Source organism: Corynebacterium sp. AOP40-9SA-29 (genome assembly GCF_052377405.1).
Lineage (GTDB): Bacteria > Actinomycetota > Actinomycetes > Mycobacteriales > Mycobacteriaceae > Corynebacterium.
In genome coordinates this window covers 22109-47560 of record NZ_JBQSWR010000005.1, presented here as the reverse complement: position 1 = coordinate 47560, position 25452 = coordinate 22109, and the positions used below count along the sequence as shown (strand labels likewise).

The following is a 25452-nucleotide window of genomic DNA, read 5'->3' as shown; positions in this document are numbered from 1 at the left end:
ACACTATGTACTGTACCGGGTGGAACACAAAGGGCGATTGCCTGAACCGTTCCACGCTGCGGCATCCGCCCCCGCGTGCGTCACCACAGAACGGGAACACCGTGCCGAAGGCAACCACGCCACAGGTAACGAGGTCACAGATCCGCGCCACGGTGCGGTCCTACCTCGACGGCATCAACAACGGCGGGGGACGGGACGTCCTCGCGCTCTTCGCCGAGACGGCGACGGTCGAGGACCCGGTGGGTTCCGACGTCGTCGCGGCGTCCCGCTGGTACGCCGAACCGCTCGACCCGGCAGTCCGCGTCCGGCAGGTCGCTCCGGTTTCTGTGTCATCGGACGCGCGTGCGGCTGCCGTGGCCTTCGAACTCCGGATGCCGTGGGACTCACGGCAGGTGAGCGTCGACGTGGTCGACGTCATGGAGTTCGACGAGCACGGAAAGATCACCTCACTGCGGGCCTACTGGTCACCGCAGGACATCCCGTCCGAAAACAGCCAGGAGCACACCATGTCCACCACAGTCCCTACATCCGATTCCTCGAACGTTCCAGACTTGCCCCAGACCGCGCTCGGTACTTGGTCGTGGGGTGCCGGCAGTGTTGGCGGCGATGAAGTCTTCGGCAACCACCTCGACGAGGAGCAGCTCAAGGAGGTCGTCGCCGCGGCCTTCGCCAAGGGGTTCACGCTCTTCGACACCGCCGCCGTCTACGGCGAGGGAAGCTCCGAGCGCATTCTCGGCACACTTCTGGCACCGTATGACCGCGACAGCTACCAACTGTCGACGAAGTTCACCCCGCAGCTCGCCGGTCCGGAGAGCAACGCCGTGGAGGCGATGCTCCAGGGCAGCCTGGAGCGGCTGCGCACCGACCACGTCGATATCTACTGGATCCACAACCCCGCCGACGTGGAAAAATGGACCCGGCAACTCGCGCCGCTGGTGAAGGACGGCCGGGTGCGCAGCGTCGGGGTGTCCAATCACAACCTGGAGGAGATCACCCGCGCCCGGGAGATCCTCGCCGCTGAGGGGGTGGAACTCGCCGCGGTGCAGAACCACTACAGCCTGATCTACCGCGCCTCGGAGGACGCCGGCCTTCTGGAATATTGCCAGCGCAACGGCATCACCTTCTACTCCTATATGGTCCTCGAACAGGGCGCGCTGACCGGGAGGTACGGCGCGGACAACCCGTTGCCGGAAGGCAGCTACCGGGCTGCGACCTACAACGAGATCCTCCCGAAACTTGGAGAGCTCACCGATGCCCTCGTGGCGGTCGGTAAGGAGCGCGGGGAGGACGCGTCGCGCGGGGCCCGCGACTACTCGGCGGCCGAGGTCGCCACGGCGTGGGCGCTCGGCAAGGGGACGGTGCCGATCATCGGCGCGACCAAGGCGAGGTACCTCGACTCGCAGGAACGTGCGGCGGAACTCTCACTCACTGGCGATGACGTTGAACGGCTCGAAAGGCTTGGCAAGGCGGCCAGCGTAGACACCCGTGGTTCCTGGGAGAACCCGATGGCGTAAGTACGTCCATCGCACCCCGCAACAATATTCGTCCGGCAGGATGCCGGCCGGCAAAAAAAAAGGAGTTTGACATGGTTGATATCAACGGAGCAGTTGTTCTGGTGACCGGGGCGAACGGAGGGCTGGGCTCGGAATTCGTGACGCAGGCGCTCGCACGCGGAGCGTCGAAAGTGTACGCAACCGCTCGACATCCCCGGGAATGGGACGATGAGCGTATCGTCCCGCTGACGTTGGACGTCAATGATATTGATTCGATCACGTGGGTGGCTGAACGTGCCTCCGATGTGACGGTGCTCGTGAACAATGCCGGTGTGTCTCCCCAGACGCCCAACCTCATGGAAACCGGGATATCGGAGTTGAACCGGGTGATGGCGACGAACTTCTTCGGTCCCGTCCTGGTGACGCAGGTGTTCTCGCCGGTTCTCGAAAAAGCGGAGTCCGCTGCCGTCGTCAATGTTCTTTCGGCGGCGAGTTGGAACTCGGTGGGTGGCATCTACAGTGCGTCCAAGGCGGCGTTCTGGTCGGCGAGCAACTCCTCCCGGGTGGAGCTTGGGAAGCTCGGAATCCACGTCCTGGGGGTTCATGCGGGGTTTATCGACACTCCGCTGTCGGCGAACATTCCCCTGCCGAAAATCTCCGCCTCCGGTGTTGTTGATGACACCTGGTATGCCCTGGAGCGTGGTGACTATGAAGTGCTGGTCGATGAAACGTCACGCAAGGCCCGTAGGGAACTGTCCGGGGACATCTTCGAGCAGTACCCGGAACTGACTGACCTGCACAGCGAACCGGAGAAGTGATCCTCTCCTCCGACAGGAGGAGGGCATCATGCCTGCCACTCTTTCTCCGCGTGCCTTGGTGCGTTGGACTCGGATGGCGGCGCAGAAAGGTCTCTTCCAAAAGTGTCGGCCGGCTGACGAGATTTGGCGGCTGAAACGTAAGGAACGGATTGATCCCGCAGACACGGATATGCCCCAGAGGGCAACCGCTGGAGCTTCCGGGAGACCTTCCTCCAGCTTCGACAATCGTTGTTCCTGGGAGGATACGGTGGCCCAAAAATAACTGCCGCACCTGCGGCTGCATAAATCTCATACATCCTTGATTACAGGAGTTAGAATGACACTGAAAAAACTGACAACACGTGCACCCCGATGCGTACTGGCAACAACATTCCTGGGGTCCCTCATGATTTCTGGAATTGCATTCTCCGCACCAGCCTATGCGGGCGGAAGCACTAACATCTCTTGTGTATCAACGTGCCGTGCAGACACCCACTTCCGATACGATTTCATGAGTGACGTTCGTAACTTCACGGTCTCCCTAGAGCAGGGCGAGGAAATGAGCTTCAGGGTCACTGCTTCGACCTACGGTGGTCATGCGTCGCGCCAATACCATGTGACCCTCGCCAACAATAGTGGTCACGGAATTGCAGACCGGACATGGGACATGCCCATGCGCGATCTTGTTGAGGGGTACAAGATTACCGAAGTCGTTATCACGGCAATAACGCAAGATCATCCCCATCCCGGTGGAAACCACTAAAAGCGAGGAGCTTCACATGCTTGATTTTTTGGCTCCAAGGAAAAAGACGCTGATCTTGTTGAGTGCGTTCGCGATCGCTTCAGTATTGGGCGCGCCGGCGGCTCAGGGTGCCGGGCCCGGGCAGCCCACGGTGGAATGTTCTCCGTCGCAGTCGAAGACCTGTGATGTGACGAGGAACCTCGGGTTCAACGAGTCGGTGATCGGCTTTGACTACAAAGCAAGTCCTGGCTACCTCGCCCGCGTGACGGTTTACGGGTCGGAACCGTTCTCCGGGAAGATTCACAACAAAATCGGAAGCGACGAGTACAAGAACTCTGGTGGAAGTTCGGTGACCATCCACTACGGCCTGACAGACAATCAAGTCGACAACGGGTGGAAAATCACCAAAGTCGAACTCACGCAGCGGCACCTTTAGTGAATGTTCGTTCGCTGCAGTCCATCATCATTAAATAAAGGAAAGGGCGTTGTCGTCATGCGTGAATCCATTCGAAATTGGGGCAGGGGGGTCGCGTGCGCGTTAGGTATGACAGTCGTCTCCTTGGCGGCCTTGCCCGTCGCCCAGGCGGCCGGGCCGGGCCAGCCTATGGTGGAGTGTTCGCCATCGCAGGCAAAGACCTGTGAAGTGACGAGGAACCTGGGGTTCAACGAGTCGGTGATCGGCTTTGACTACAAGGCGAGTCCTGGCTACGTCGCCCACGTAACGGTCTACGGCTCGGAACCGTTCGCCGGAAAGATCTACAACGAGATCGACTTGGTCAAGTACGACAACAAAAAGGGGTCCAAGGTCGAGACCCGACACTATTCCTTGAGTTCGGGGCAGATCGACAACGGCTGGAAGATCACGAGGATCAAGCTGGAGCAGATCAAGTCCGTGTAAGGGAGGCGGTCCTCGCTACACGAACACCGACTCCGGTTCGGGACGCTGTTCATCACGGGCGGCACGGGCCCGGTCGGCGATGGAGGTGTGGTTGAACAGCAGGTTGAGGCCGAAGGCCGCCAACGCGGCCAGGACCACACCGTCGGAAAGAAGGGTCTGCGCCCACTCCGGGAAGTTCGACCAGATGTCGGAGGAGAACTTCGACAAGAGCCCCAAAGCCACCGCCAGGGCGATGATCGTGGAGTTCACGGTGTCGGTGAGATCGACCTTGCGCAGGGTGTTCACTCCCACCGCGGCGATCGAGGTGAACAGGATCAGGGAGATCCCGCCGACCACCGGGTCCGGCAGTGCGGCGATGACCGCACCGGTCACCGGGGTCAGCCCCAGCACCAGCAGGGCCACCCCGGCCGTCGCCGTCACGTAACGCGAGTGCACCCGCGTGGTGCGCACCGCGCCGACGTTCTGGGTGAAGACGGTGTCGAAGAACCCGTTGAACACACCGCCGAGGACGCCGGACGCCGCGTCGCCCACGAGCGTGCGCGCCACGTCCGAGCGCGACGTCTTCTTCCCCGTGATCTCGGACAGCGCACTCACGCTGGCGATCGTCTCGGCGAAGAGGAACATCATGACCACCGACATCGACAGCACACCGACCAACGGGAACTCCGGGGCGCCGAAGTGGAACGGCTTGACCATGGCGAACAGCGGTTCGTCGCCGACACCGGAGAAGTCCAGCAGCCCGGCGGGCCAGCAGACCAGCACGCCGACGATCGTCGCGATGATCAGCGACGCCTTCGCCACCACACCGCGGGCCAGGCAGGACAACCCCACCGCGATGAGCACCACGAGGGCGGCGATGCCGATGGACGCCGGGCTGGCGTAGTCCGGGTTTTCCTGGCCGTCGACCATCGGACGACCGACCACGAGGCCGGCGGAGACTCCGATGAGCGAAACCCCGAGGACCAGCAGTACGGTGCCGGTGACCAGTGGCGGGAAGTACTTCAGTAGTTTGCTGAACGGCCAGGCGAGCACCAGGCCCACCACACCGCCGGCGAGCATGCAGCCCCAGATCGCGGGCAGCCCGTAGGTCTGCCCGATGGAGATCATCGACGCCACCTGGACGAAGGCCGCGCCGCCGATGATCGGCATCCGCCCGCCGGCCACGCGTCCCACGCCGAGGGACTGGATCAGCGTGATCACGCCGGCGACCAGTAGGTCGGCGTTGACCAGCATCGCCACGGTCTCCCGGTCGAGGCCCAACGCCGCGCCGAGTGCGAGCGGGACGGACACGCACCCGACGTACATGATCAGGACGTGCTGGATGCCGAAGGTGAGGTTGTGGCGCCAACCGAAGTTGGTGTCCACGGCAGACCCGTCGGTGGAGAAGCCGACGTCCTGCCCCTGCTGCGTGGTGGTGGCGGGGTCGTGGGCGCGCGGCGACGGCGTCCGGTCGGTCCGGTCGGTCCGGTCGGTCCGGTCGGTGTGGTTGAAGGTGGCGGTCATGGGTGAGGGTGCTCCTGAGCGAGGTGGTGCTTGAGCGGTTGTTGGGGGAGGGGCGAGCCAGGGGCCGGACCGGGGGACGACCCCGGTGCCGGACTACTTCGCGGACTCGGCCTTGCTGAAGTTCGCGCGGATGCGCATGTCCAGGTACTCCCCGGCGGTCATCTGCTCGTACTTGCGGTCGGGCCCCTCGATCACGGCGTCGCGGTCGGCCTGGGCGAAGTACGGCATGGAGTAGCGCTCGGGGATGTCCACGCCCACGTCCGCGGCCTTGACCCGGTGGAAGTTGGACTTCAACCGGTCGTCGCTCCAGCGCATCAGCATGTCACCGATGTTGCAGGTCAGGATGTCCGTGAAGGCGGGCACGGGCGTCCAGCTCTGTACGTCCTGCCCGGCGTCCGCACCTGGCATGACCTGCAGGCCGGACTCGCCGTCGGTCTGGAACAACAGGGTGAGGCAGTTGAAGTCGGTGTGTGCGCCGGCGCGCCACACCGGGGCGCCGTTCTCGTCGGCGACGTTGTCCTCCGCGGCCACTGCCATGTAGTGGATCATGCGCAGCGTGCACTGGTGCAGGTCGGAGGCGGGGTTGTGGACCTTGGTGAAGTAGTCGCGTTCGAAGCCGAGCTTCACGGCGAAGAACTCGAGGATGCGCATCGCCACGTCGTGGCAGCGGCTCTCGAAGTCCAGGGTGTTGGCGCGGAAGTCCGGCAGTGCCTCCTCGTCGAGCCACAGGCCGTCCATCAGCGGGCGGGTGACCTGGTAGCTCTCCTTCTCGTCCGGGGTGCCGGTGGACGGGCGGATCTGGGACTTGTGCTCGAAGCCGACGTTCTTGCCCTTCGGCTTGGCCACGGTCTCTAGGGTCTCCTTCGGCAGCGCGAACAGGCGGCGCGATTCGGCGAAGGCGGCCTGGATCTCGTCCTTGGCGATGCCGAAGTTCTTCAGCTGGAAGAAGCCGATGGTGGTGGCGGCGTCCCAAAGTTCCTCCGCCTTGGCATCCCACTGCTCGTCGCTGAGGTCCCAGTTGTTGACGTCGATGACGGGGACGGCCCGGTCGGTGGTCTCGGTGCCGACGCCGCCCATCCTCGCTTCGAGGTCGAGCTCGGCGTTGCTGTAGTTGTCGGTCGTGGTGGGCGTGGTGGTCTGAACCATGATGGTCCTTTCACGTCACGCGGTTTCCCCTACGGTCGTACGCTCCGTCATCCCGACGCCGTGCGATGAAGACCCGGCTGAGCCGCTGTTGGTCTTGGTACAGGACTCAATCTATGAGGCCGGCATTTCGAGGTTGTGCCGCTTCTGTGACGACTGTGTTGCCGACGTGGCGTCCCGGTAAACGGCTAGAATCGACCGCACTCGGCAGCCGTCGAGCATGCAGGCCACACCCCTTGGAGGACCACGTGAAGCTGCCGAAGCCTTTTGCCCGCCGCGGGAAAAAGAAGAAGGACGCGCAGGACTCGCAGGACGCACCGGACGTCACCGGCCCCGTCGCCGACGAGGAGCTGTCGGAGGAGTCACGTGAGGCGTTGAAGGGCATCGCCGACCTGGACGAGCCGGACGGCAAGATGGCGCGCCAGTTCTTCCGCGCCGTGGACAAGGCCTCCGAAGTGCAGTCCCCGGTGGTCGAGAAGTACGTGGGCCACATCCAGCGCCGGCACCGCCGCAAGTCGGTGGCCCGGCAGCAGCGCGTGATCGACCGGCATTTCCGCACCCTGGCCACCGGCACGGGTGCAGGTACCGGTGCGCTGGCGTTCTTCCCCGGGATCGGCACGGTGCTCAGCATGGGTGCCGCCGGTGGGGAAGCGCTTGGTGTGGTGGAGGTCTTCGCGCTCTACACGCTGGCCAGCGCGCGGCTGCGCGGTGTGGACATCAGCCACCAGGAGGCGCGACGCCGGCTGATCCTATTCAGCATCGCCGGTGCCGCCGGCAACGACGCGGTGTCCGCAGCGTCCGGCCAGAAGGGTGTGACGGGACTCCGGAAGCTGGGCAGTGCCAGCGAGGCGCAGAAGCGCAACATCAACTCACGTCTGGGACGCATCGCGTTCCGGCAGCTGCGCCGACGGATGACGGGTGCCGCATTCGCGAAGATGCTGCCTCTGGGCATCGGCGCGGTGCTGGGCGCGCGGTCCAACCGCAAGCTCGCGCACATGATGATCCGTCACACCCACGCGGTGCTCAGCGAGGAGGGCAAGGCCCGCTGAGGTGGTCTACCCGAGAAGGTCGACAACTTTTCGCACCTCATAAGCCGCTAACTATCGGGAAAGACCAGGTCAGATATTCAGCAGTGTCCTATGGGGTGCGATATCTGACAGCGCGTCGTCACGTGTTCCAGGGACGACTGCACCGAGATTCCCACTCCTGGCCGATATTCCGCCGCGCCGCGGGTTAGGGTTCTGGGATGACGGGCCGCGGACGGACCGCGCCCATGCGACCTCAGTACTCCCCGAAAAAGGACACCCCTCAATGCGCCGATCTACCCGTGCCTCCTCCTGTGCCTCTCATGCCACCCGAGCCCTCGCCGCTTGCCTGCTGCTGTCCGCCAGTATCAGCTCCGGCACCGCCGCGGCGACAGATGCCGCGACGGATGCGCCGTCCGACGCAGCGTCCGACATCAAGAACATAGTCACCTACGGTGACTCCTACGCCGCCAACCCGCACCAGATCGTGGGCACGGCGAACCAGTACGAGGAGCTCCAACCGCTGCTCGCCGACTACCCGCGTACCGGGCAGCTGGAGTCCGGCAAGGAGTGCCTCCAGGCGCCTGATAACTGGCCGCGACTGCTAGAAAACGGCGGTGACCTCAACGTCAGCGACTGGTCCTGCACCGCCCAGACGTCGCACACGATGCTCGACCGCATCGACGCCAGCATCGACGCCGGCGACCTCACCGCAGATACCGACTCCGTCGTCTTCCCCGTCGGCCTCAACGATTTCGGCCCGTGGGGTCAGAAGGACGGCCTGGACGTCACCGACTTCGACGCCGTGCAGGACGCCTATGCGTCCGATATGCGCGAGGCCGCGCGCCGGGTGCGCGCCGTCGCGCCGGACGCCGAGCTCGTCATCGGCGGCATGCCGCAGCTCACCGCCGGTGATACTTTCTGCTTCGTCAACGTGGTGCCGAACCGTCCGGCCGGTGTGCCGGTGGAGTACCTGACGCGCGTGCAGGACGCCGCGCAGTCGATGCAGCGCGATAGTGCCGCCGAGATCGGTGCCGAGTTCGTGGACCTGCGGGCGCACAGCCAAGGCCACGACTCCTGCGCCCCCGATCAGCAGCGCTATATCGCCGGGCTCATCGACACCACCACCCCGGACTACAAGATGATCGTGCACCCCTCGCAGCTCGGCCAGGAGTTCATCGCAGGGCAGGTATCTGCTGCGCTGTAGGGTAATCGGTGTAGCCGACGGCGGGGTCAGCCCCCTCGTCGGCGTAGAACGTCGAAGAGTCCGGGGTGTTCCACTCCAGGCCCTCGGCGATGCGTTCGGCCAGGTCAGGGGTGGCGATGTAGTCGCGACCGAAGGCGATGGCGTCGGCGCTCCCGCTGGCCACGATGCGTTCGGCGTCGGCGAGGCTCATCTCCTCGTTGGCGATCACCGGCCCGCCGAAGTTGTTCTTGATCAAGGTGAGCCGGCTGTCCTCGGCCTCGATCTCACGGATGAACAGGAACGCCACGTCGCGGCGTCCGAGCTCGGTGGCGACGTATCCGAAGACCGTCGCCGGGTCGCTGTCGCCCATGTCGTGCTCCTCGCCGCGCGGGCGCAGGTGTACGCCCACTCGGTCGGCACCCCACACGTCGATCGCGGCGTCCACGATCTCGAGCAGGAAGCGGGCGCGGTTCTCCACCGATCCGCCGTAACGGTCCTCGCGGTGGTTGGTGCTGTCCTGCAGGAACTGGTCGATGAGGTAGCCGTTGGCGGCGTGGATCTCCACGCCGTCGAACCCGGCCTCCTTCGCGTTCTGCGCCCCACGGCGGAAGTCCTCGACGATGCCGGGGATCTCCTCGGTCTCCAGCGCCCGCGGGGTGGTGTACGGACGTTTCGGACGCAGCCCGCGCACGCGCCCTGCCGCCTGCACCGCGCTCGGGGCGACGGGGGTGTCGCCGCCGAGCAGCTCCGGGTCGGAGATCCGTCCGACGTGCCAGAGCTGCAGGAAGATCCGTCCACCGGCGTCGTGGACGGCGTCGGTGGTCTGCGTCCAGCCCTGCACCTGCTCCTCGTTCCAGATGCCCGGGGTGCCGAGGTAACCCACGCCTTGCGGTGAGACGGAGGTGGCCTCGCTGATGATCAGCCCGGCCCCGGAGCGCTGACGGTAATACTCTGCCATCAGCGCGGTCGGCACGCGCGACTCCCCGGAACGACGCCGGGTCAGCGGCGACATGATCACCCTATTGGGCAGCTCTAGGGCTCCGAGGTGCAGTGGTTCAGACAGGTTGGACACGGTGATCTTCTTTCCTTGCTTTCTTGCTTCTTGCTTTTTCCTTCAACCATGGTCCTCGTCCCGGGCGGTGTTAGCCAGAGCCTCCCTGATGGTGCGACTGGTGAAGGTACCACTGGCAGGGTCATGCTGGCGCGCCGTCGAGGGTGCCTGGGGAGGGGATGCGACACCTAGACTCGGGCGCATGAACCATGCAGATGCCGCACCCATGTCGGGCAACTCCGGCGGTACGTCCGGCAGCCATTCCGGTAGCCTCGGCGAGTTCCTAAAGTCTTGCCGGGACGCTATCACCCCGGCGACGGCGGGCATCGAGGACCGCAGCCGGCGGCGCAGGGTTCCCGGTTTGCGGCGCGAGGAGGTCGCCCAGCTGGCCGGGGTGTCCGTGGCCTACTACGTCCGGCTCGAGCAGGGACAGGCACACAACGCCTCGGACGAGGTGCTCCTCGCCTTGGCCCGGGCGCTACAGCTCTCCGATACCGAGACCGAGCACCTGCTTGACCTGGCGCGTCCTTCCCCGGTGAAGCCGGTCACCCGGTCGCGTGCGGAGCAGCCGCATCCGCGGGCGCTGGCGATGCTCGACGCGCTCGGCGACCAGCCGGCGGTGCTGCTCGGAAGGCGTAACGATGCCCTGGGGTGGACGCCCGCCGGCCACGCACTACTGGCGCCGCACCTGCCGTTCGATACGTCGGACGCCAGGACGCGTCCGTCCCTGCCGCGGTTGCTCTTCCTCGACGAGACGGTGCGGGGCATGTACCGCGACTGGGAGGTGGAGGCACGCACCTACGTGTCCTACCTGCGCTTCGTCAGTGGCAAGTACCCGGACGACGCCCGCCTGGCCGAGCTCGTCGGCGAGCTCTGCATGAAGGACGCCGACTTCGCTGCCCTGTGGGCCACCGGCAAGGTCGGGACCTGCACAGCAGGGCGCAAACGTTTCCTGCACCCGCTGGTCGGGGAGATCACGGTGGACTTCCAGATCTGGCTACAGGCCGACAGCCCCGACCACCGCCTGGAGGTGTACATGCCGGCGGACGAGCCCTCGGCGGATGCGATGACCATCCTTCAGGGCATCGCTCACGAGAACCGGTCGGCGAGTGCTCCGGGAGATCCGGCGCTCGGCGCCTGATCCTGAAACCCCACGCGGATGTTGGTCCAGGGAGTCAGGACCAACATCCGCGTGGGGTTTCAGGACGGTGTCGGGTGCCTACCGGTCGGAGGGGCCGAAACCCATCGCCAGGCTGGGATCCGGGGACCATCCGATGGTCTCGGCGACGATCAATGCGCAGGCGGTCGCCGTGACCTGAGGTTCGGGAATGACCGCAACCTCGTGGCCGGTGGCGCGGGCCTTCGCCCGAACCCAGCCGGGGGAGCGGGACCACCCTCCCGCAGCGTACGAGGCGGGTTCAGTGGTGAGCTGCTCAGCGACACGCTCATGCCCGTGGCGTCCCATGCGAGCCAGCGTGCCCAGCACCGCCGAGGCCCGTGACAATGCCGAGGCCGGGGCGTGATCGGAGAAGTTCGGGCTTTGTCCACCGCGTCCACCGGCGTGGAAGACGGTGTCGTCGAAGATGAAGTCGTCCGGTTCAACGTCGCCGGCGATGAGTTGGGTCAGGTACGACCCCACGTCTGCGTCGTCGTCGGTGGCCCACTCCACGTTGCGCGCCAACTCCTGCACGCTCAATACGGTGGTGCCGGAGGTGCAGATGCCAGGGGCTACGTCCAGGTCCTCACTCCTGGCGACGTCCGGGTGCGGCGATTGCGCCACCACGACCTCGGCAGTGCCCATGGAGTCCAGGACGGCACCCGGGTGCATCGCATGGATACCCCACCCGCCAATCGGGTGGTCGTGGCCTCCGGCGACGACAAGGGCGTCCTCTGCCAGCACACCAGCGTCGGCGAGCCGGTGTGAACGCAGGGGGCCGATCTTCTCCCCGGTGGACACGACCGGGGGAAGGAGCGCAGGTTCCCCGAGAGAGAGCAGGACGCGCTCGTCCACCCAGGTGCGGGTGTGGCCGTCCCAGGCGGCGGTGCGGGCGGCCAGTGTATCGCTGAGGAAGAGCGAGCCGGACCAGCGCACGGCCGGGAAGTCAGTGAGCGAGACCCACGATGCGGCGCGTTGCGCCCCAGGCTGTCGTCTGGCCCAGAGCCAGCCGAGCATCGTGCGGGCGGGGTCGTCCTCGGTGCACAGCCCCGGGTGGGGGACGAGGTCGTCCTCGATCTCGGTGAACAGTGTGCGGCGTTGCGGGTCGAACCAGGCCAGTGCGGTGCTCAGCGGTGTCAGGTCGGCATCGACGAGTATGCCGTCCTCCCCGACGCCGGCCACGCTCACGCCGTGGACGAGGAAGCGTCCGCCGCAGATCTCGATGATCATCTCCTCGATCTCGTCGAAGAGCATGGCGGCATCGACGCCGTGGTCGGTGGTGCCGCGGGGCGTCCTGCGGCGGACGCGGGACAGGACGGCACCGTCCGGGCCGAGGGCGACGACCTTGGTGTTCGTGCTGCCGATGTCCACGCCGCACACGACCGGCTGTAGATCACTTCGCTCGCTCATATACTGGCTCGCTTCCCGCCGGGGGCGTGTGGTTAGTCCGCGAAGCTGACGCTGCGGGTAAGGGTGGAGATCTCGTTCAGCGCGGTCAGGGCTTCCTCGCGTTCACGCTGCCAGATGCTCCGGCCGACGATCACACCGCGGGCACCGGCGCGGACGGTCTGCGCGATGGCGTCGACGGTGTCGTTGACGGAACCAGCCTTGGGGCCGCCGGCGATGACGAGCGGAACCTTGAGCTCGTCGACCAGACGGGCGGTGCGTTCCTCACCGGGGAAGGCGATCTTGATGATGTGGGCACCGAGGTCGTAGGCGATACGGGCCACGCGCTCCTCCTCCGCGATGACTTCCTCGGTGCGGGGAGCGCCGATCAGGACGGGCTCCAGCACCAGGGGGATGTCCCAGGTGTCGCAGGCGGAGACGACTTCGCCGACCCGGTGGCACATGGCAGCCTGCTCGACGCGCGACATGTTCCAGGGGAACAGCATCTTCACGGCGTCGACGCCCAGGCGTGCGGCCTCCTCGATGGTCGTGATCAGCTGGTGTGATCCCTTGCCGTCGAGCTCCCGGTAGTCGTAGTAGGTGTCGATGGTGAGGACACGGGAGAGGTGGGGGTGCTCGGCGAAGAACCGTTCGGTCTGCTTGACCTGGCCGGGAGTCATCATGAAGCCGGTGATGTCGGAGTCGGCCCAGTCGGTGAACGGGGCGGAGGGGGTCTCCAGGCCTTCGATGCGGTCGAAGATCAGGCCGTGGTCGACGGGCAGGATGACGGCTGCGCGATCGCTGGGGAGCGTGCGCCGCATGCGGTATTCCATGGTCATGAGAACTCCTTCGAGGATGGGGGTTACTGTACGTACTGTACGTACAAGATTCAGTATATGGTGTGTATCACAGAGTTGACAAGGGGCTTAGTACAATTGGTCTGTACAGTGCGAACATCACGAGTGCGAGACGACAGGAAGGCGGGACAGCCATGAGTACCGGCGGGCAGATCGACAGACAGTCCGAAGTGCCGTACTACCAGCAGCTTTCGGTGATCCTGCAGGCCCGAATCTCGGACGGTGTACTGGCCCAGGGTGACCGACTGCCCAGTGAGAACGATCTGTGCACCGAATTCGGGCTCTCGCGGGCTACGGTGCGTCAATCCCTGAGACACCTGCAGTCGCAGGGGCTCGTGCGGCGGGTCCCCAAGCGTGGTGTCTTCGTCAGCTCCGAACCAGTGGACGCTGGCTGGATGATCCAGGGAGAAGAAGGGTTCCTCGAGAGTGCCCTGGGCCACCGCCATCAGTCGGTGGATACCCGTGTCATCCGCTATGGGGGCGTCGAGCTGCCGGAGGAGGCCGCACGAGACCTGCGGCTGCCCGACACCCCGCAGCACGGCTTCGAACTTGTCCGTGTCCGTTCGCTCGGCGACCGGGCCGCGCTCTACAGCATCAACTACAACCCGCCGGCCCTGGTTGACGTGCTCGCCGAGGCGACGGGCGTACTGGAAGGCAGAGAATCCCTGACAGCCCTGCTGACGGGTGCGGGGTACGAGCTCGGAGGGGCCCACCGGACGATCCGCTCGGTCCGTGCGCCGTCCGACATCGCCCAAGAACTCGGTATCGATGTCGATGAGCCGGTGACCTACATCAGGTCCGTGTCCTGGACGCCACAGGGAACGTACTACGACGTCTACGACACATGGGTCCGCAGCGACGTGGTGCCGCTGGAGATCGACGTCCGCGCCGTCGGGGCGCCTGGCCCGGTGGCCTGACTCCCGACGACGACGGTCACCCCAGGACCCAGGCGGTGTCCACCGGGCGGGCGTCGGACGCTGCGCTGCCGGGCGCGCCGTCGGACGCACTGCCGGACGCTGCGGCGGCGCAGCGCATGATGATCGCGGCGGCCGCCGCGCCGGGGTCGAGGACACCGCGCGCGACCTCCCCGACGTAGGACGCTCGGCCCCGACGAGCAGTGATGTCGCGGGTGCCCAGGGCCCCCTGTTGCGCGGCATCCGCCGTGGCGTCGAGCACGGCACCGGTGTCGATGACGCCCGGACCGTCCTGGCCTCCCTGGAGCTGGGCACGCAGCGCGTCGGCGGCGGGGATGAGCGCGTCGACCATGGTCTTGTCGCCCTGTTCCGCCTTCCCGTACCGCTGGATGGTGGCGACGCCGGCGGTGAGGCCGGTGCACAATTCGGTGAGCGTCGGCTCCGGTGACTGTGTGCACTGCGCGAGGTCACGGAAGAACATGCCGAACAGCGGCCCGCTCGTCCCACCGGTGCCGAGGAAACCTCGGCTGACTGCGGTCAGCCATCCGGTGTAGGTGGTCGGTCCGGACGTCTCGGCCTCCTTCGCGGCGCGGGTGAAGGCCGACGTCAGGTTGGTGCCGAAGTCACCGTCGCCGCTCTGGCGGTCGAGATCGCCCAGGGTGTCGGCGGCCCCGTCCCCGGAGGTCCCCAGGATGGTGGAGAGCATCGTCGTCACCCAGCGTTCCCCGAACGCGTCGGGCAAGGTGTTGGGTGGGGTGTTGTCGTTATTCGTCATGGTGGTCCTTCCTCACCAGGTCAGCGCTGCGGTGCGCACGGGGGCGTCCCACAGGGAGACGAGGTCGTCGTCGGCGGGGGTCAGTGTCACGGAGAATCCGTGCATGTCCAGCGAGGAGCAGTACGTCCCGGCGTGGGAACGCACCACCGTGATGCCGCGGTCGCGCAGCAGGTGGTGGAGTCCCCGCGCCGCGATGTTCAGCTCCAGTGGGTACATGCCGCCGAGGCCGTTGACCAGTGCAATGACCTTGTCGCCACGGCGCAGCTGCATCGCCTCGATGATGGGGTCGACCAGCTCGGCGGTCAGTTCGTCGGCGCTGGCGAATGCTGTGCGGGCGATGCCGCGCTCACCGTGGATGCCCACGCCGAGTTCGACCTCGTCGTCGGCCAGGTCGAAGGCGGGGCGGGACTGGCCGGGGTGCGTCCCGGCCGAGAGCGCGAGGCTCATGGAGCGAGAGTTCCGGGCGACGCGTCGAGCCAGGTCGGCGACCGCCGGGAGGCTGCCGCCGTTCTCGGCGAAGGCACCGGCGAGTTTCTCGACGACCACGGTCGCCGCCGTGCCGCGGGCACCCGGGCCGGTGTCCCGGTCGCCGCCGGTCGCCACGTCGTCGTCGACGAGGACCATCTCGGTCTCCACGTCATGGTCGCCGGCAAGTTCGCCGGCGATGGTGAAGTTCAGGACGTCGCCGGTGTAGTTCTTGACGATCTGCAGGACGCCCCGGCCGTTGTCCGCGGCGATGGTGCCTTCGTGGACCTGCAGAGCCGTGGGGCTGGCGAACACGGCACCGGCGACGGCGACGTCGAGCATGCCCCGTCCTACGAGGCCGGCGTGCATCGGCTCGTGCCCGGAGCCGCCGCCGGAGACGAGTCCGACCTTGTTGGAGGCCCGGGTGGCACGGGTGACCAGGCCGTGCTCGGGGAGGTAGTCGATCAGGCCAGTGTTGGTGAGGGCGAGGCCCTCCAACGCCTGGTCGACGACGTCAGCGGGGTCATTGATGTACTGCCTGCTCATCGGTTTCCTTTGTGATCGTTCGTTGCTGGGTCCGTCGGTTGCGTCGGTTCCGTGGTGTCGACCTCATCGACGTCGAGGTCGTTCAGGCTCATGCCCTTCTCCACGATCTCCTGCGATTCCGGCGGCAGTTTCAGCCACCTGACCAGGACCGCCGCAATGACGTACATCGCGGCGAAGATGATGGTCACACCGGCCGGGCCGAGCAGACCGAGGAAGAGAGTAACGATCAGTGGGCCGATGAAGGTCGCCGCACCGGCGCCGAGGTTGAGCACGGCGATGGAATTGCCCTTGCTCTCCGGGGCGATGAGCGACATGATCACCGAGATCGGAGTGAACCCGGCCAGCGTGGCACCGAACAGTGCAGCACAGGCAACGGCGACCCCGTATGAGTTGGTCATCTGTGGCGCGAAGTAGAGCAGTAGGCTGCTGACGGCGCACCCGAGGCAGCCGAAGGTGCGGAGCGTCCGGTGCCATCCGATCTTGTCGCTGATGATGCCGAAGAACAGGTTGGCGAAGATATTCGCCGCACCGATGATGAAGACCAGTCTCAACCATCCGGCGGTGCCGAACCCGAGGTCGTCGGCGAAGATCGTCGGCAGGAACACCAGGAAGCCGAACTGTGGCGCGGTGTTGACGATCCGGATGATGCAGCCGATGCCCACCGGAGGGCGCTGGAAGGCGATCGCCACGCTGCGCACGAGGCTCTCCCTGGTGCTGACGGAGGACGCAGCCTGGCGTCCGCCGCCCGGTGCGCGTCGAAGTCCGGCGAGGGAGACGACGGCACCGAGGATGACGAGTCCCAGGGAGATCCACAGTGTGGAGTACTGGCCGACGACCGGCTCGGTGCCGCTGGCCACCAGTGAGCCCAGCGTCGGCAGTCCGCCGGTGAAGGCGAAGTAGAACCAGCCGACCGCGGAGCCCAACCGGCGGGCGGGGCTGGCGGCCAGTACCCACACCAGGAAACCGTAGGCGAACAGTGGGTAGCCGAGTCCGCGGATGCCGTAGGTGAGCAGGATCAGCCAGGACGACTGCGCGGTGAGGGCGACGCTGAGGAACAGGATCTCGAAGACGACCCAGATGACGAATCCGAGCCACATGACCCGTCTGGGGCCCCAGGTCTCTGAGAGCGCTCCCGACAGCCAGGAGCCGAGGGTGACCATCAGTCCATAGACGCTGACGATCGCTGCGGCGCGGGACGCGGAACCGGCCCCGTTGTCGGCGAGGAACGGCGCGATGAAGCCGGACTCGACGCCGTCGCCGATCATGAACAGCAGCAGTCCCACGAAGCCGAGGAAGAGCGCCGGTGGGATGCCTATGCGTTCGACGAGGGACCCGAATCTGGTGGTTGAGGTGGTGGAGGACATGGTGTCAGTCGCCTCATTCCTGCTTCTCGTTGTGCGGGTTCTCGACCGTCGTGGTGATGTGCACCTTGAGCGCCGAGTCGCTGTGCGCGGCCTCGATGGCCGCACCGAATTCCTCCAACGGGAAGGTGTGGGTGACCAGGCTCTCGAGGGAGTCCGCCAGCTCCGGCATCAGGTCGACTGCCTCGGCGAAGGAGTTCGCCAGGGACTGTGAACCGATGAAGCTGAGTTCGCGGTCGAAGAGGTCGTAGGGGCGCAGGTCGATCGTGCGCTCCGAGCTGACCACGCCCATCTGGAGCAGGGTGCCCCGCTTGTCCAGGGAGTCGATGGCAGCGGATACCGCTGCCGGGTGGCCGCTGGCCTCGATGGCTACGTCGATGCTGCGGGGAGTGATTTCCTCCTCGGGGACCACGGCGCGCTCTGCGCCGAGTCCGAGGGCGGCATCGCGACGGACCGGGCTGGGCTCGATGACCGTGATGGAGGATGCGCCGCGTGCCTTGGCGACGACGACGGCGAGCAACCCGATCGACCCTGCCCCGAAGATGGCGACGCGGCGTCCTTCCAGGGACGGTGCACGCGACAACCCGTGCAGGACGCAGGCCAGTGGCTCAATCAGGGCGCCGGCGGCCCAGGTCATGTTGTCGGGAATGGGGTAGACGACCTTCTCGGGTACGGACACGGCCTCGGCACAGGCACCGTCGGCGGCCACGCCGATGGGAACCAGGTGCTCGCAGAGGTTGGGCGCACCGGTGAGGCAGTCGTCGCATTCTCCGCAAGCGACGTTCGGGTTCACGGCGACATGTTGGCCGACCGCGCAACGGGTGACGTCGGTTCCCACCGCGGTCACGGTGCCGGAAAACTCATGGCCGGGAACCACGGGGAAACGCCCCGTCGGGTAGTCGCCGATCACGAGGTGCAGGTCTGTCCCGCACACTCCGACTGCTGCCGGGGCGACGACTACGTCGTGGGGTCCCGGTGTGGGGGACGGAAGGTCGGCGAGTTGATGATCACCGTGTCCGTCAAGCACTACTGCACGCATTTCTGACCTCGATGTTTCCGCGCTTTCCTTGTGTGCTCGACTCTCGGGCACGGTTGCAGCGCTGTGATGCACCTTACAATCAGCGGTACGGTCTGTCTAGACTGTACGTACAAGAATTTCTAGCAATTGTGCTGGTCCGCGGGATTTACGTATGTGGATATGTCTGTTCTGCTCCCGTGGGTAGCCGGTTGTCGACACCGTTTTTCGAGGAAGAGGAGGAGATTATGGAAAATCAGACAATGCAGGGACGTGGTGGGGTCGGACGTCTGGGCGCGGTCCTGTTCGACCTCGATGGCACGCTCATCGACACCGAACCGCTCTACGCGGACGCAGGTGGCGAGCTAGTCGAAAAATGGGGAGGACTGTGGACTCGTGGGCGCCGGGAGCGCGCCGTGGGCATGCCCCTGAGCGACTTCGTGGTCATGCTGCAACAGGCGGGCGTCGATGAGTCGCCCGAGGTGATCACGGACCTCGTCCTCTCCCGGGTGGACGCGATGCTCGGGGAGAAGGACGTCTGGAGGGAAGGGGCTCGTGAGCTCGTGGAATCGGTGCTGGCATCCGGGGTGCCGACGGCGCTGGTGACGATGTCGTACCGGGCCACGGTCGAGCGGGTGCTCGTCTCGCAGGGGATGCCGACCTTCGGGGTGAGTGTCACCGGGGACGAGGTCTCCCGGAGTAAGCCCGATCCTGAGGCTTATCTGGTGGCGTCGCAGAAGTTGGGGGTGCCTCCGGCGGAGTGTGTGGTCCTGGAGGATTCGGTGCAGGGGATTACGGCTGCCCACAACGCCGGGATGGTGTGCATCGCGGTTCCCGACAATGGGGTCGTGCAGACGGATCTCTACGACGAGGTGTGGCCGGAACTGAGCTCGCAACAGGGTGCGAAGGGAGTCGACGACGTCGCCGCCGCCTTTGCACGGGCTTCGCGGGGCCGGTAGCGCGGTTGGCGAGCCCACATCCCAATCACGAAACCCCACGCGGATGTTGGTCCAGGGAGTCCGGACCAACATCTGCGCGGGGTTTCAGGACGGGGTGCTGAGGATCACCAGAACTTCTCGACCCATGCGGAGTAGCTGGCACCGCCGGGCAGGAAGACCTGGCCGACGGAGTAGATGTCGGTCGTGTCGATCCCGCGGACGAACGTTCCCGGTCGGGTGTCGCAGTTGCCCTGCGTGTATCCGCCGAAGACCGGCCCCATCTCCACGTCACGGTTGATGGTGCACGACACGGCGCCACCTCGTTCGATGGTGCTGATCGGGGCGGCGCTCGCGGCCGGGGCGGCGAGACCGGCGACCAGGCCGGCACCTGCTGCGGCGACAGCGGCGCGGGTGGCCCAGCGACGGGCGTTGGACGAGTTGGTACGGGTCATGAGACATCCTCCTGTGTCGGAATAAGCGTTGATAGAGGTGCGGATGCCGGGGAACGTCATACCGCCGACATCATCGCAGAAGATATAATCACATAAACACTTATATCCTTCAAGGATTCATCTGACACTGCTGTTGGGGTGGCGTGTCAGCCCCTGCTAGCCCCTGTCAGTCCCGGTCATCGTGCTCCCGGCCCCGATCCCGCGACTCCAGTTCCTGCATCCGCTCAGCGGCCCGGCGCAGTCGGTCCTTTCGGGTCTCCTGGTCGGCCTCCTTGATCTCCTCGAAGAGCTCCTCGTCCTCGTCGGAGTACTTCAACAGCATGCGTGGTATCGACAGCGTCACGATCAGTGAGGGCCACACGATCCACGCGTTGCTGACGTCGAACACGAACTGCAGCAGCAGGAAGGTCACCAGGGTCACGCCCAGGATCGCCCCGTCGATGCTCTGCACCAGGTTCCCGCGCTTACGCAGACTCTCGACCTCGGCGGCCTCCGGGTCGCGCGCGGCGAGACCCGTATCGGCGGCAGAATCCAGCGCCGCGTCCTGCCCCGGTACCGCGATAGCGGTGCCCTCGGAGTCGAAGGGCAGACCACCCGGCAGATCGTCGAATAGGCCACGCAGCTCCCCGAGGGTGCGGGCGGCGGCCACTGCACCGGAACGTTCGTTGAACTCGGAATCGTCCAACCGGCCATCGGCGAAGTGCGCCCCGAGTGCGCTCATCGCGTGGATCCGGTCGTTGTCGCTGAGGCGGAGCCGGTCCGCGGACCTGCCGGCATCGTCCATACCTTCGGCACTGTTCATTTGGTCAGGCTACCAATACGTGCAAAGCCCTAAGGTGTGCAGGCACAATGTGAGTTATGCAGGAACGTTGGGACCACCGAGCCGATCTCGCCGAGCAAGCCATCACTGAGCGCCACGGCGGGCGTCTTTGGGGCGTGCCGCGAACCAACCTTGCCGTCGTCGCCTGGCCGCCGACCACGCGCGACAAGCTCTTCTACCGCTGGCACTACTGGTGGCAGGCCCACTACATCGACTGCCAGGTGGACGCTGCGATGCGCCGCAATACTCGGCTGCGTCTCAGTTTCATCCGCCGCACCATCCGCGGCATGCGCATCCGCAACTTCGGCCGGCTCACCCGCAATATCTACTACGACGACAAGGCGTGGCTCGCTCTCGCGCTGGAACGTGTGGAGAACCTCGAGCGCTACGGAAAGGTCCGCTACCGCAGTGCGCTGGAAGCCGACATCTTCGACGGCGTCGACAGTCTCACCGGCGTGATGCCGTGGCGTGAAGGGGAGACGTTCTACAACGTGCCCACCAACGGCCCCGTCGCGATCCTCGCTGCGCGGACCGGACGCATCGAGCTCGCCGAGCAGCTCATCGACTGGGTCCACGCCAACCTGATCAACACCGACGGTCTGGTGATGGACGGTATCAAGATGAAGCTCTCCGGCCCGGAGAACGTCACCGAGATCCACGCCTACTGCCAGGGCGTGATGATCGGGGCGAACCTGGAGCTCGCCCGCGCGCAACGCCGGGCCGCGGGCATTGCCATGGACGCCGTCGATCCGATCGGCACCCAGGCGATCACCCGCGTGCACCGTCTGGTCGAGGCCGTCTCCCAACACATGACCACCCCGAACTGGTCGTTGGACTGGAAGGCCCGCGGCGGTGACAACGGACTGTTCAAGGGCATCCTCGCGCGCTACCTCGCCCTGGTGGCCACGTCGCTGCCCGGCGACGACCGCTCCAGCGCGGCGACGCGTCGGCTCGCCCGCCGGATCGTCCTGCGCTCGGCGGAGTCGGTATGGCGCTACCGGTTGGAGATCGACGGACTGCCGGTGTTCCCCGCATCCTGGGGTGGGGACGCGGTGCTGCCGCAGGCCGGCGGATTGATGGGCGCGGCCCTGTCGGGCTCCGCGGCGGCGGCGGAAATCCCGGAACGTGACCTGTCGGTCCAGCTCTCGGGGTGGATGCTCATGGAAGCGGCGGCCACCGTCACCCACGACGGCCACTGACGCGGAGTGTTCCGGGCGGCGCGGATGGGGGTCGCGGAACATCCGGCAACTGACAGAATCGTCCGGGCACGGCATACTTGAGGAGAGAACGCCGACCCGCTCGTCGAATCCCCACGGAGGAACACTCATGCCCATCGCAACACCCGCCGTCTACCGCGACATGCTGGACAAGGCCAAGGAGGGCGGCTTCGCCTACCCGGCCATCAACTGCACCTCGTCGGAGACCATCAACGCCGCCCTGAAGGGCTTCGCCGACGCTGAGTCGGACGGCATCATCCAGTTCTCCACGGGTGGCGCGGAGTTCGGTTCCGGCCTCGGTGTGAAGAACATGGTCCACGGTGCCGAGGCACTGGCCCACTTCGCCCACCACGCCGCCAAGCACTACGGCATCAACGTCGCGCTGCACACCGACCACTGCCAGAAGGAGAAGCTCGACACCTACGTGCGCCCGCTGGTGGAGATCTCCCGCAAGCGCGTCGAGGCCGGCGAGAACCCGCTGTTCCAGTCGCACATGTGGGACGGCTCGGCCGTGCCGATCGACGAGAACCTTGAGATCGCCAAGGAGCTGCTGCCCAAGTGCGCCGCGGCGAACATCATCCTCGAGATCGAGATCGGCGTTGTCGGCGGCGAGGAGGACGGTGTCGAGGCCAAGGCCGGCGACAACCTGTACACCACCGCCGAGGACTTCGAGAAGACCGTGGACGCCATCGGCGCCGGTGACCAGGGTCAGCGTTACCTGCTGGCCGCCACCTTCGGCAACGTGCACGGCGTGTACAAGCCGGGCAACGTGAAGCTGCGTCCGGAGGTCCTGGACATGGGCCAGAAGACCGCGGCGAAGAAGCTGGGCCTGTCCGAGGACGCACAGCCCTTCGACTTCGTCTTCCACGGCGGCTCCGGCTCCGAGAAGGAGAAGATCGAGGAGGCCCTGCGCTACGGCGTGGTGAAGATGAACGTCGACACCGACACCCAGTACGCCTTCACCCGCCCGATCGCCGGCCACATGCTCGCCAACTACGACGGCGTGCTGAAGATCGACGGCGAGGTCGGCAACAAGAAGGTCTACGACCCCCGCTCCTTCATGAAGAAGGCCGAGGCCGCCATGACCGAGCGCATCATCGAGGCCTGCAACGACCTGCACTCCGTCGGCACCACGGTGTCCAAGTAATGCCGGAGCAGATCCGTAAGGGACGCGACCTCTTCGGTGCCGAGCACCCGGAGGTCCGTCTGCCCGCCGAGCTCGCCACCGCCGTGACCGGCTCGGAGTCGCTCGAGGAGCTCGAGACTCTCGCCGTGGCGAACCCGAAGGACTCGGGCGTGTGGGCCGCATTGGCCGCCTACCACCTGTCCCAGGGTGCCGACGGCGGCGCCGGTACGGAGCGGGTCACCGCCTACGCCTGCGCCCGTACCGGCTACCACCGCGGGTTGGACGCTCTGCGCACCAACGGGTGGCGCGGCACCGGCCCGGTGCCGTGGTCGCACGGTCCGAACCGTGGCGTGCTGCGCGCGATCATGATGCTCGCGACCGCCGCCCGCGCGATCGGCGAGGAGGACGAGTACATCCGTTGCCTCAACCTCGTCAACGACTGCGACCCGGGCGCCGCGGACGCCATGTCCGCCAGCTCCACTGGGGACGCCGGGAACGCAGGGGAGTAGTCACCGCTGCGTCCCGTCCCACGCGTCGTCTCCGTCGCTGCCGTCGTCGCCCTCGTCGGCACCTTTCTCGGGTGCCTGACGTGGGCGTCGACGCCGTTGTGGCGCATCACCGCAGCTCTTCCTGACCGTCTGGCGTGGTTCGTTCCGGCCGCGCAGGCGGTCTTCATGCTGGGCGTGGCCGGTGCGGTGCTGTGCGCGCTCGTGGTGTGCTGGCTGGGGTGGCGTCGGCGTTCGCCCTGGCCACCGGTGGTCGCCGTCGCTCTCACCGTCGCCGTGGTGGTGCCGGTCGGTGTGGTGACCACGCAGGCTGGCTCCGGGAGTTCCGGTGGGGCGGAGGCATCGGCGGACACAGGGGACACGGGAAATACCCTGCGCGTGATGGCGCTGAACACCTTCTTCAACGGCGCGGACAACGCCTCGATCGTGACGCAGGCCCGTCGCCTGGACCCAGATGTCCTGATCCTGTCGGAGACCGCGCCGGATGAGGTCGCCGCCGTGGAACGCGGCACGGGGTTCGTCGCGACCGCGCCGGTGCGCGACACCGGCGGTGCGTCCGGCACGGCCGTCCTCATCCGGCAGGACGCCGCGACGTCGGACGCTTCCGTCACTGATGTCATCGCCGACCGGGGGCTGACCGGTCACCAGACTCCGTCCGTGCGACTCGCCGGACCGTCCGGCACCGAGGTGGTCGGCGTGCACACTCGGCCGCCGGCCTACAGCGACCTCATCGGTGGCTGGTCGCGCGACCTGGAGACGCTGCGCGAGGAGTTCGCTGGCTCGGAGTCACCGGTGGTGCTGGCGGGCGACTTCAACGCCACCGTCGCCCACCCGGAGTTCCGCGACCTCCTCGACGCCGCGGGGCTGACGGACTGCGGTGGCGGGCTCACCGCCCCGACATGGCCCGACCGGTTCCCGCTGGTGCGCATCGACCATATTCTCGTCCGGGACGGCACCTGTACCGACGGCGGAACCGTGCGGGTCGACGGCACCGACCACCGTGGTGTGTGGGCGGACGTGACGTTCGCAGCGTCCTGACCTGTCCTGACCTGCTACCGCGGGGCGGCGAAGAGCCGGGCGACCCAGGCGTCGCGGGCCTTCAGCGCGTCCCGGCTGACCGCGGCGTCCGGCACGATCATCGCCGAGCCGTGGAAGGCTCCGGCCCAGACATGCAGTTCGGCCTGCACGCCGGCGGCCCACAGTGCGGAGGCGTAGGCCACGTTCTCGTCGCGGAAGACCTCGGCGGTCCCGCAGTCGATGAACGCCGGCGGCAGCCCGGCCAGACCGTCCGGCTGCCCCGCCGCCCGCGCCGGGGCGCAGTGGGCGGGAACGTCGGCGCCCCCACGTGCCTCGCCGAGCAAGCAGGACCAGCCGAAGTTGTTGTCGCCGCGGTCCCAGACGCCCGTCCCATCGATCTGACGCGCCGAGGTGCTGGAGTCGCGGTCGTCGAGCATCGGGCTCATGAGGATCTGGCCGAGCAGGTCAGGGCCCCGTCGGTCGCGGGCGAGCAGGGCGGTGCCGGCCGCCAGCCCGCCGCCGGCGCTGGTGCCGCCGACGAGGACGCGGTCGGGGTCCACGTCCAGTTCCGCGGCATTGGCGTGCATCCACACGAGCCCGGCGTAGGCGTCCTCCACCGGGGTCGGCGCCGGGTGCTCGGGGGCGAGGCGGTAGTCGGGGGTGAGCAGTACCGCGTCGTGTTCCAGGACCCAGGGGGCCATGAACTCCACGGCGTCCAGGCGACGTCCGCTGACCATGCCGCCGCCGTGGAGGAAGTAGATTCCGGGACCGGCCGCACGCCCACTGCGTCCTGCGCGGCTGATCACCGTGGCGGGAAGCTCCGCGCCGTCGTGGCCGGGCACGGTGATTTCGCGGGTAACAAGGCCCCGTCCGTGGAGGTGGTCGAGGGTCTGCGCGGTGCGGTCCCGCGAGCGCATGGCGGGCAGGTCCTCGACGCGCAGCTGCGGCGGGGTCATCTGGCGGATCACCTCCAGGGTGGGGAGGAGTTCCGGGTCGAAGGGCGGGTGCGCAGGACGCGATGCAGGACGCGATGTGGTCATGGTGTTCACTTTGCCACCGGGTG

At 66.5% G+C, this 25452-nt stretch carries 26 protein-coding genes; 14 read left to right on the top strand and 12 right to left on the bottom strand.

Annotation, left to right across the window (positions count from 1 at the left end):
- Positions 1-101 precede the first annotated feature (101 nt).
- From ACT3SZ_RS10025 to ACT3SZ_RS10005, 5 genes are all read left to right on the top strand, one after another.
- Positions 102-1514 (top strand): aldo/keto reductase, encoded by a 1413-nt coding sequence (locus tag ACT3SZ_RS10025; protein WP_444618402.1) that lies wholly within the window; start codon positions 102-104, stop codon positions 1512-1514.
- A 71-nt stretch (positions 1515-1585) separates the two neighbouring features.
- The gene (locus ACT3SZ_RS10020) at positions 1586-2311 is read left to right on the top strand and encodes an SDR family oxidoreductase (protein WP_444618401.1); all 726 of its coding nucleotides are present in this window, start codon (positions 1586-1588) and stop codon (positions 2309-2311) included.
- Between the two features lie 490 nt (positions 2312-2801).
- Entirely contained in the window at positions 2802-3053 is a 252-nt protein-coding gene (locus ACT3SZ_RS10015; protein ID WP_444618400.1) for a hypothetical protein, read from the top strand.
- Positions 3054-3069: 16 nt separating this feature from the next.
- On the top strand, positions 3070-3468 hold the full coding sequence (locus tag ACT3SZ_RS10010; protein WP_444618399.1) for a hypothetical protein: 399 nt from the start codon (positions 3070-3072) through the stop codon (positions 3466-3468).
- Between the two features lie 207 nt (positions 3469-3675).
- The gene (locus ACT3SZ_RS10005) at positions 3676-3930 is read left to right on the top strand and encodes a hypothetical protein (protein ID WP_444618398.1); all 255 of its coding nucleotides are present in this window, start codon (positions 3676-3678) and stop codon (positions 3928-3930) included.
- Between the two features lie 15 nt (positions 3931-3945).
- Here ACT3SZ_RS10005 and ACT3SZ_RS10000 read toward each other — a convergent pair whose 3' ends face one another.
- Together ACT3SZ_RS10000 and ACT3SZ_RS09995 are read right to left on the bottom strand one after the other, a co-directional pair.
- Positions 3946-5433, bottom strand: coding sequence for a uracil-xanthine permease family protein (locus tag ACT3SZ_RS10000; protein ID WP_444618397.1), 1488 nt, complete (start codon positions 5431-5433; stop codon positions 3946-3948).
- Between the two features lie 93 nt (positions 5434-5526).
- Positions 5527-6579 carry an isopenicillin N synthase family dioxygenase gene (locus ACT3SZ_RS09995; protein ID WP_444618396.1) on the bottom strand — a complete coding sequence of 351 codons (1053 nt, stop codon included), beginning with the start codon at positions 6577-6579 and terminating at the stop codon, positions 5527-5529.
- A 245-nt stretch (positions 6580-6824) separates the two neighbouring features.
- Between ACT3SZ_RS09995 and ACT3SZ_RS09990 the strand changes: the two genes are divergently transcribed.
- Positions 6825-7625, top strand: a complete 801-nt coding sequence (locus tag ACT3SZ_RS09990; RefSeq protein WP_444618395.1) for a hypothetical protein — start codon at positions 6825-6827, stop codon at positions 7623-7625.
- A 262-nt stretch (positions 7626-7887) separates the two neighbouring features.
- The gene (locus tag ACT3SZ_RS09985; RefSeq protein WP_444618394.1) at positions 7888-8808 is read left to right on the top strand and encodes a GDSL-type esterase/lipase family protein; all 921 of its coding nucleotides are present in this window, start codon (positions 7888-7890) and stop codon (positions 8806-8808) included.
- Here ACT3SZ_RS09985 and ACT3SZ_RS09980 read toward each other — a convergent pair.
- Positions 8777-9859, bottom strand: a complete 1083-nt coding sequence (locus tag ACT3SZ_RS09980; RefSeq protein WP_444618393.1) for an alkene reductase — start codon at positions 9857-9859, stop codon at positions 8777-8779. The genes ACT3SZ_RS09985 and ACT3SZ_RS09980 overlap by 32 nt on opposite strands.
- A gap of 181 nt (positions 9860-10040) precedes the next feature.
- Between ACT3SZ_RS09980 and ACT3SZ_RS09975 the strand changes: the two genes are divergently transcribed.
- A complete protein-coding gene (locus tag ACT3SZ_RS09975; RefSeq protein ID WP_444618392.1) occupies positions 10041-10979 on the top strand; it encodes an MmyB family transcriptional regulator in 939 nt (312 codons plus the stop codon).
- A gap of 78 nt (positions 10980-11057) precedes the next feature.
- Here the strand turns inward: ACT3SZ_RS09975 and ACT3SZ_RS09970 are convergent, their stop codons facing one another.
- Complete coding sequence (locus ACT3SZ_RS09970) at positions 11058-12404, bottom strand: FGGY-family carbohydrate kinase (protein ID WP_444618391.1); 1347 nt, start codon at positions 12402-12404, stop codon at positions 11058-11060.
- Between the two features lie 32 nt (positions 12405-12436).
- A complete protein-coding gene (locus ACT3SZ_RS09965; RefSeq protein ID WP_444618390.1) occupies positions 12437-13219 on the bottom strand; it encodes a class I fructose-bisphosphate aldolase in 783 nt (260 codons plus the stop codon).
- Positions 13220-13371: 152 nt separating this feature from the next.
- Between ACT3SZ_RS09965 and ACT3SZ_RS09960 the strand changes: the two genes are divergently transcribed.
- Positions 13372-14154: a GntR family transcriptional regulator gene (locus ACT3SZ_RS09960; protein WP_444618389.1), complete on the top strand. Its 783-nt coding sequence runs from the start codon at positions 13372-13374 to the stop codon at positions 14152-14154.
- A 16-nt stretch (positions 14155-14170) separates the two neighbouring features.
- Here ACT3SZ_RS09960 and ACT3SZ_RS09955 read toward each other — a convergent pair whose 3' ends face one another.
- The 4 genes from ACT3SZ_RS09955 to ACT3SZ_RS09940 are packed head-to-tail and all read right to left on the bottom strand — an operon-like array spanning position 14171 to position 18325.
- Complete coding sequence (locus tag ACT3SZ_RS09955) at positions 14171-14926, bottom strand: DAK2 domain-containing protein (protein WP_444618388.1); 756 nt, start codon at positions 14924-14926, stop codon at positions 14171-14173.
- A 12-nt stretch (positions 14927-14938) separates the two neighbouring features.
- Positions 14939-15937: a dihydroxyacetone kinase subunit DhaK gene (locus tag ACT3SZ_RS09950; RefSeq protein ID WP_444618387.1), complete on the bottom strand. Its 999-nt coding sequence runs from the start codon at positions 15935-15937 to the stop codon at positions 14939-14941.
- Positions 15934-17301, bottom strand: a complete 1368-nt coding sequence (locus ACT3SZ_RS09945) for an MFS transporter (protein ID WP_444618386.1) — start codon at positions 17299-17301, stop codon at positions 15934-15936. Before ACT3SZ_RS09945 ends, ACT3SZ_RS09950 begins: the two co-directional genes overlap by 4 nt.
- Before the next feature lie 13 nt (positions 17302-17314).
- Entirely contained in the window at positions 17315-18325 is a 1011-nt protein-coding gene (locus ACT3SZ_RS09940) for an alcohol dehydrogenase catalytic domain-containing protein (RefSeq protein WP_444618385.1), read from the bottom strand.
- Between the two features lie 236 nt (positions 18326-18561).
- On the opposite strand from ACT3SZ_RS09940, the gene ACT3SZ_RS09935 reads away from it, so the two are divergent.
- Positions 18562-19272 carry an HAD family hydrolase gene (locus tag ACT3SZ_RS09935; protein ID WP_444618384.1) on the top strand — a complete coding sequence of 237 codons (711 nt, stop codon included), beginning with the start codon at positions 18562-18564 and terminating at the stop codon, positions 19270-19272.
- A 104-nt stretch (positions 19273-19376) separates the two neighbouring features.
- Here the strand turns inward: ACT3SZ_RS09935 and ACT3SZ_RS09930 are convergent, their stop codons facing one another.
- A complete protein-coding gene (locus tag ACT3SZ_RS09930) occupies positions 19377-19703 on the bottom strand; it encodes a hypothetical protein (protein WP_444618383.1) in 327 nt (108 codons plus the stop codon).
- Between the two features lie 166 nt (positions 19704-19869).
- On the bottom strand, positions 19870-20505 hold the full coding sequence (locus ACT3SZ_RS09925; RefSeq protein ID WP_444618382.1) for a DUF1707 SHOCT-like domain-containing protein: 636 nt from the start codon (positions 20503-20505) through the stop codon (positions 19870-19872).
- A gap of 56 nt (positions 20506-20561) precedes the next feature.
- Here ACT3SZ_RS09925 and ACT3SZ_RS09920 point away from each other — a divergent pair, with 56 nt between their 5' ends.
- The 4 genes from ACT3SZ_RS09920 to ACT3SZ_RS09905 all read left to right on the top strand — a co-directional run bounded on the left by ACT3SZ_RS09920 (position 20562) and on the right by ACT3SZ_RS09905 (position 24410).
- A complete protein-coding gene (locus ACT3SZ_RS09920) occupies positions 20562-21722 on the top strand; it encodes a glycoside hydrolase family 76 protein (RefSeq protein ID WP_444618381.1) in 1161 nt (386 codons plus the stop codon).
- Positions 21723-21849: 127 nt separating this feature from the next.
- The gene (fbaA, locus tag ACT3SZ_RS09915) at positions 21850-22887 is read left to right on the top strand and encodes a class II fructose-bisphosphate aldolase (RefSeq protein ID WP_444618380.1); all 1038 of its coding nucleotides are present in this window, start codon (positions 21850-21852) and stop codon (positions 22885-22887) included.
- On the top strand, positions 22887-23375 hold the full coding sequence (locus tag ACT3SZ_RS09910; RefSeq protein ID WP_444618379.1) for a DUF3151 domain-containing protein: 489 nt from the start codon (positions 22887-22889) through the stop codon (positions 23373-23375). Before fbaA ends, ACT3SZ_RS09910 begins: the two co-directional genes overlap by 1 nt.
- A 96-nt stretch (positions 23376-23471) precedes the next feature.
- Entirely contained in the window at positions 23472-24410 is a 939-nt protein-coding gene (locus ACT3SZ_RS09905) for an endonuclease/exonuclease/phosphatase family protein (protein WP_444618378.1), read from the top strand.
- A 14-nt stretch (positions 24411-24424) separates the two neighbouring features.
- Here ACT3SZ_RS09905 and ACT3SZ_RS09900 read toward each other — a convergent pair whose 3' ends face one another.
- Positions 24425-25429, bottom strand: coding sequence for an alpha/beta hydrolase (locus ACT3SZ_RS09900; RefSeq protein WP_444618377.1), 1005 nt, complete (start codon positions 25427-25429; stop codon positions 24425-24427).
- Between the last annotated feature and the right edge of the window lie 23 nt (positions 25430-25452).

Bases quoted from the DNA above. Each gene is read 5' to 3' on its own strand.
- ACT3SZ_RS10020 (WP_444618401.1), top strand. From the start codon at position 1,586: ATGGTTGATATCAACGGAGCAGTTGTTCTGGTGACCGGGGCGAACGGA.
- ACT3SZ_RS10015 (WP_444618400.1), top strand. From the start codon at position 2,802: ATGAGTGACGTTCGTAACTTCACGGTCTCCCTAGAGCAGGGCGAGGAA.
- ACT3SZ_RS10010 (WP_444618399.1), top strand. From the start codon at position 3,070: ATGCTTGATTTTTTGGCTCCAAGGAAAAAGACGCTGATCTTGTTGAGT.
- ACT3SZ_RS10000 (WP_444618397.1), bottom strand. From the start codon at position 5,433: ATGACCGCCACCTTCAACCACACCGACCGGACCGACCGGACCGACCGG.
- ACT3SZ_RS09995 (WP_444618396.1), bottom strand. From the start codon at position 6,579: ATGGTTCAGACCACCACGCCCACCACGACCGACAACTACAGCAACGCC.
- ACT3SZ_RS09985 (WP_444618394.1), top strand. From the start codon at position 7,888: ATGCGCCGATCTACCCGTGCCTCCTCCTGTGCCTCTCATGCCACCCGA.
- ACT3SZ_RS09975 (WP_444618392.1), top strand. From the start codon at position 10,041: ATGAACCATGCAGATGCCGCACCCATGTCGGGCAACTCCGGCGGTACG.
- ACT3SZ_RS09970 (WP_444618391.1), bottom strand. From the start codon at position 12,404: ATGAGCGAGCGAAGTGATCTACAGCCGGTCGTGTGCGGCGTGGACATC.
- ACT3SZ_RS09965 (WP_444618390.1), bottom strand. From the start codon at position 13,219: ATGACCATGGAATACCGCATGCGGCGCACGCTCCCCAGCGATCGCGCA.
- ACT3SZ_RS09960 (WP_444618389.1), top strand. From the start codon at position 13,372: ATGAGTACCGGCGGGCAGATCGACAGACAGTCCGAAGTGCCGTACTAC.
- ACT3SZ_RS09955 (WP_444618388.1), bottom strand. From the start codon at position 14,926: ATGACGAATAACGACAACACCCCACCCAACACCTTGCCCGACGCGTTC.
- ACT3SZ_RS09950 (WP_444618387.1), bottom strand. From the start codon at position 15,937: ATGAGCAGGCAGTACATCAATGACCCCGCTGACGTCGTCGACCAGGCG.
- ACT3SZ_RS09945 (WP_444618386.1), bottom strand. From the start codon at position 17,301: ATGTCCTCCACCACCTCAACCACCAGATTCGGGTCCCTCGTCGAACGC.
- ACT3SZ_RS09935 (WP_444618384.1), top strand. From the start codon at position 18,562: ATGGAAAATCAGACAATGCAGGGACGTGGTGGGGTCGGACGTCTGGGC.
- ACT3SZ_RS09930 (WP_444618383.1), bottom strand. From the start codon at position 19,703: ATGACCCGTACCAACTCGTCCAACGCCCGTCGCTGGGCCACCCGCGCC.
- ACT3SZ_RS09925 (WP_444618382.1), bottom strand. From the start codon at position 20,505: ATGAACAGTGCCGAAGGTATGGACGATGCCGGCAGGTCCGCGGACCGG.
- ACT3SZ_RS09920 (WP_444618381.1), top strand. From the start codon at position 20,562: ATGCAGGAACGTTGGGACCACCGAGCCGATCTCGCCGAGCAAGCCATC.
- fbaA (WP_444618380.1), top strand. From the start codon at position 21,850: ATGCCCATCGCAACACCCGCCGTCTACCGCGACATGCTGGACAAGGCC.
- ACT3SZ_RS09910 (WP_444618379.1), top strand. From the start codon at position 22,887: ATGCCGGAGCAGATCCGTAAGGGACGCGACCTCTTCGGTGCCGAGCAC.
- ACT3SZ_RS09900 (WP_444618377.1), bottom strand. From the start codon at position 25,429: ATGACCACATCGCGTCCTGCATCGCGTCCTGCGCACCCGCCCTTCGAC.